Raw genomic sequence first — 3,472 nt, forward strand, 5'->3', positions numbered from 1 at the left:
GCGATCGGCGAGCGGGTCGCGCCGGCACGCTCGCGGGACTCCGGCAATCGCCAGCTCTCGAAGGAGTTCCCCGGCGGCCAGTTGGTGATGACGGGCGCGAACAGCGCCGTCGGCTTGCGCTCGATGAGCGCGCGGTTCCTGTTCCTCGACGAGATCGATGCCTATCCCGGCGACGTCGAGGGCGAGGGTGATCCGATCGCGCTCGCCGAAGCCCGCGCCCGCACCTTCGGCTGGCGACGCAAGACCTTCCTGGTCTCGACCCCGACGATCGCCGGGCTGTCGCGCATCGAGCGCGAGTACCTGGCCTCCGACCAGCGCCGGTTCTTCGTGCCGTGCCCGCGCTGCAACGCGATGCAGTGGCTGCGGTTCGAGCGCCTCGTGTGGCAGAAGGGCGAGCCGGAGGGTGCCAGGTACCTGTGCGATGCCTGCGACCATCCGATCGGCGAGCAGCACAAGACCGCAATGCTGGCCGAAGGCGTGTGGCGGGCCACGGCCGCATCCGCCGATCCGCACACGATCGGCTTCCACATCTCCGCCTTGTACTCGCCGGTCGGCTGGCTCGCCTGGAGCGAGAGCGCGCGGTCGTGGGAGACAGCGCAGGGCGACGACCGCGCGATCAAGACGTTCCGGAATACGGTGCTCGGCGAGACCTAGCAGGAGAGCGGCGACGCGCCGGACTGGCAGCGTCTCTACGAGCGCCGCGAGGACTGGCCGATCGGCATCGTGCCGGCTGGCGCGCTGTTCCTCACCGCCGGGGCCGACGTGCAGCGCGACCGGATCGAGGTCTCGATCTGGGCCTGGGGCCGCGGCCTGGAGAGCTGGTTCGTCGACCACGTGGTGATTGATGGCGGGCCCGAGCATGCCGGGGCCTGGGCTAGCCTGACCGCGCTGCTCGGCCGCACCTGGCCGCATGCGACCGGCGCGCGGCTCGGGTTGGCGAAGCTCGCGATCGACACGGGCTACGAGGCACCGGCGGTCTATGCCTGGGCGCGCCGCGCCGGGCATGCCCAGGTGGTGCCGGTGAAGGGCGTGGACGGGTTCAACCGCGCCGCGCCGATCGTCGGGCCCAGCTACGTCGACGTCACCGAGGGTGGGCGCAAGCTGCGCCGTGGTGCGCGGCTCTGGACCGTCGCCGTCGCCACCTTCAAGAGCGAGACCTACCGGTTCCTGCGGCTGAGCCGGCCGACGGACGAGGAGCTTGCGGCCGGCACGGCGTACCCGGCCGGCTACGTCCACTTGCCGCGCGGCATGGAAGCGGAGTGGGTGAAGCAGCTGGTGGCGGAGCAGCTGGTGAGCGTGCGCACGAAGCGCGGCTTCGCCCGGCTGGAGTGGCAGAAGCTGAGGGAGCGCAACGAGGTCCTCGACTGCCGCGTCTACGCCCGCGCGGCCGCGTGGATCGCCGGGGCGGATCGCTGGACCGAGGCGACGTGGCGCGATCTCGAAGCGCAGATCGCGGCTGACGGGACCGATGATGCACCCGCCGCACCGTCGGAGCCCGCGAACGACAGTGACGTCGTGAGCCCCTCCGCTGGCGTCCTCCGTCGTCGTGCGTCGCGCGGTCGGCGCGTGTTCACCCCGTCCTACCTGCGCTGAACCGAGGAGCGCGTGGCCAACTCGGGTGCGAGGCAGCCGCGAACAGAGAGCCCTTGTGAACGTTACGATCAGGTGCCAGAGTAATCGAACTCCGAAACCGTTCATGGGGATGCCATGGACGTCGACCGAGAAATCGTCGCGCACTACGGGCACGGGTCGCTGGAAGACACCATCCTCGCGGCGCTCGCCAAGATGGGTAAGGACATCGCGCGACTGACGGTTGAAGACCTGGCGCCGGTGGTCGAGTTCCGCATCGGCGGTCGGCAGGCGACGGTCGAGTTTGCAGCGGAGTTCATCCCTGAGCCGGGGATGCGCCTGCTGGACATCGGTAGCGGCCTCGGCAGTGCATCCCGACACTTCGCCGCGGTCCATGGCGCGCGTGTCACTGGGATCGACCTGACCGCGGAGTACGTCGAGGTGGCCCGCTCGCTCGCCCAGCGTGCCGGTATGGTCGGCCGCGTGGACTATGTTCACGGCAGCGCACTCGACCTGCCATTCGACGATGGCGCCTTCGACGGTGCGTACATGCTGCACGTGGGCATGAACATCGCCGACAAGGCGACGCTGTTCGCAGCCATCCACCGCGTGCTCAAGGCTGGTGGCCGGTTCGGGATCTACGACCTGATGCGTGTCGGCGATGGGAGCATCACCTATCCGACTCCGTGGGCCTCGCGCGAGGACACCAGCTTCGTCGAGTCGCCGGAGACCTACACGCGCGAGCTCGCCGCTGCCGGGTTCGAGGTTGGGAAGGAGCGGGATCGCGGCGCGTTTGCCCTGGATTTCTTGCAGAAGATGCGTGCGGAGGCAGCGGCCAAGGGTCCGCCGCCGATCGGACTGCACACGATCAGGGGCGAGGCGGCGCGCGAGATGTCTGCAAACGTGTTTGCGGCGATCCAGCACGGCGCGCTGGCGCCGGTCGAGATCATCGCCCGAGCCGCCTGACGTACAGCGCAGCTCCTCGATAACTCTGGCCTGCGTTCGCGGGCTGGCTGAGAGCCGCCTTGAACGGCGGTTCGGCCTGTTCTTTCCGCCGTACCACAGCCGAGGTCGTCGATGACACTGGAGCAGATGACCGCACGGCGCGATGCGCTGCTGGAAGCGCGCTGGCGCGGCGTGCGCACGGTCGACATCGACGGCCGCCGCATCACCTACGCCACCGACGCCGAGATGGCCGCGGCGATCGCCGATCTCGAACGCCGCATCGCCGATGCGTCCGCCGGCGCGCGGCGCCGCATCGTCCGTACCGCCGCGAGCAAGGGACTCTGAGCCTCCGTGCTCGGCACACTCTCCCGCTGGCGCCGGCGCGTCGGCGCGCTGCTCGGTGGCTTCGAGGCCGGCGAGGCGAGCCGCCGCCTGCGTCACTTCCAGCCCAGCCGGGCGCATCTCAACACCCTGATCGCCGCCGCCGGCGCAGACATCACCGCCCGCGCCCGCTGGCTCACGCGCAACAACGGATATGCCAACAACGCCATCGAGTCCTGGGCCGGCAACGTGGTGGGGAACGGCATCAAGCCATCCTCGCTGATCAATGACTCTGCCCTCAAGGCCGAGGTGCAGCGTCTCTGGCTGGACTGGACCGACGAGAGCGACGCCGAGGGCTTCACCGACTTCTACGGCCAGCAGCGCCGCGCCGCGCGCGAGGTGTTCATCGCCGGCGAGGTGTTCCTGCGCTTCCGCCCGCGCCGGCCCGAGGACGGGCTCGTGGTGCCGCTGCAGATCCAGATGCTGCCCTCGGAGATGCTGCCGCTGCACCGCAACGAGCGGGGGGCGAACGGCAACGTCATCCGCCAGGGCATCGAGTTCGACCGCATCGGCCGCAGGGTGGCGTATCACTTCCTGCGCCGCCATCCCGGCGACGTCACCGATCCCGGTCTCGCCG

At 69.9% G+C, this 3,472-nt stretch carries 3 protein-coding genes and 1 pseudogene; all 4 read left to right on the forward strand.

The features are described from left to right. The first annotated feature begins 3 nt into the window (after positions 1-3). Positions 4-1,593 (forward strand): annotated as a pseudogene (locus ACTIFU_RS23165) (phage terminase large subunit family protein). Between the two features lie 114 nt (positions 1,594-1,707). Then, positions 1,708-2,535 (forward strand): class I SAM-dependent methyltransferase, encoded by an 828-nt coding sequence (locus ACTIFU_RS23170; RefSeq protein ID WP_439580690.1) that lies wholly within the window; start codon positions 1,708-1,710, stop codon positions 2,533-2,535. Between the two features lie 111 nt (positions 2,536-2,646). Next, complete coding sequence (locus tag ACTIFU_RS23175) at positions 2,647-2,859, forward strand: phage head-tail joining protein (protein ID WP_297857975.1); 213 nt, start codon at positions 2,647-2,649, stop codon at positions 2,857-2,859. Positions 2,860-2,865: 6 nt separating this feature from the next. Further along, on the forward strand, positions 2,866-3,472 hold a 607-nt coding region (locus ACTIFU_RS23180; protein WP_439580691.1), incomplete at its 3' end, for a phage portal protein.

The organism is Elioraea sp. (assembly GCF_051860475.1).
Classification (GTDB): Bacteria; Pseudomonadota; Alphaproteobacteria; order Acetobacterales; family Acetobacteraceae; genus Elioraea.

Coding starts and splice junctions, on each gene's coding strand:
- ACTIFU_RS23170 (WP_439580690.1), top strand. CDS start 1,708: ATGGACGTCGACCGAGAAATCGTCGCGCACTACGGGCACGGGTCGCTG.
- ACTIFU_RS23175 (WP_297857975.1), top strand. CDS start 2,647: ATGACACTGGAGCAGATGACCGCACGGCGCGATGCGCTGCTGGAAGCG.